General features: G+C 44.7%; 2 protein-coding genes. Both read right to left on the reverse strand.

Annotated features, from left to right (window positions below):
* A partial coding sequence (locus tag B6258_RS10485) for a phage major capsid protein (RefSeq protein WP_099075213.1) occupies positions 1-986 on the reverse strand: 986 nt, incomplete at its 3' end.
* Between the two features lie 11 nt (positions 987-997).
* Positions 998-1,450 (reverse strand): ATP-dependent Clp protease proteolytic subunit (locus B6258_RS10490; RefSeq protein WP_206073620.1); only part of this gene is annotated, 453 nt, incomplete at its 5' end.

A 1,450-nucleotide genomic window follows, 5' to 3' on the forward strand; every position in this document is an offset into this window, starting at 1 on the left:
ACAACCGGTAATCCCCATAAGGTCGGTCCTGTTAATGCGGAAGGATTAGCCAAAATATAACGCCCCAAAGAGTCTTTGGTTAGCTCAATTTTCGCCCAGTCAATAAAGTGTAAAACGTGACCAGAAGCAGGAAATCGCGCCAATTGAGCTTGAAGCATGGCAAGCCGTAAATCATCAATACCGTTTTGTTTTTCAACCGTAAAGGAGGCTTTATATTGAGTGGCTTGTGGGATAATGCCGTGCAAATGTGCCCCAGAGCCATCACCAAATAAAATTTCTTGCTCTTCAACAAACTTCAATCCATAACGCATTTCCGCATCAATCAACGACTGCAACTGCGCAAAATCATCTAAGATTTGTTTAGACGCTTTAAACATATGAGCAATCGTCGTGACTGGCGTGATTTTGGTCGCAAAGGCAATGTCACTATATGGCTTAGTGGTATTTTCAGGCGCAACCGCCGCCTTGTTGGTAAACCCCGTTTGCTGAACCCAGAAAATGGCGGGAGATTGCGTTTTACCTGATGCAATTAAGTCACGAATAAAAAGTCGTTGTTTCGGTGCAACATCGATACCCGACAAACGTTGTGGTTCAACCACGCCTTCGGCAACGCCCGTAGATGTTAATGCTGCTTGAACAGGAATTGAAACACGTTTGCCCCCTTGAATGCTGGAATTGATCTCTTTTAATACTTCAGCCGAAATCACTTGTTGACCAACACTTTTTACAACCTGCACCGCATTATTGAGTGGCATTTGCGCAACATGTTGTTCTAAATCCCCTAATGCGGCTTTCAGTGTTTTTTCAGATTCGCGTAGCGCATTTAGCTCGGTTGCCATTTTGTCTACGGCATGTTTCGTTTCTTCATTTAATCCACCCACTTTCTGCGCTTCTTTTAACGCTTCTTCAGCTTTGGCATTAAAATGTTGATTGGCTTCTTCAATTTTTGCCGATAGTTTTTTTAATAATTCATTTGTCTCTGACATAGTCACTCCAATTACTTAACGCAGGCAAAGGCGGTCACCGCCTCCTCCAATTTTGACAGGATTTCAGGATTAATATCGCAGGTAGCGCTTGGCATACCATTAGATTGGGAAGTAGCGCTCGGCGTACTTCGGGTTAATGCACTAATTAGTTTTCGTCGTTCAGCACGAGGTGTGTTGGTTTTGGCAAGTAGCGCATCCAGTTTTCGGATCGCGGCTTGGGGGCTTTCATCACCTTCGTCAATCACATCGGCAGAAAGTAGGCTGTCCGCAAATCCCTTTTCTATCGCTTCACTCGCACTGATATACGTTTCGTTATCCATCATCTGACTCACCACGTCACTCGATTGCCCACTGCGTGCAACATAGATATCGGTCATCGAGGCATCAAAAGGGGCGAGATCATGAGCAAGTTTTGCAAAGTCGTGACGATTTCCTACCCCCATTGCCCAACAGTTATGGATCAT

Source organism: Proteus alimentorum (assembly GCF_002607735.1).
Classification (GTDB): Bacteria; Pseudomonadota; Gammaproteobacteria; order Enterobacterales; family Enterobacteriaceae; genus Proteus; species Proteus alimentorum.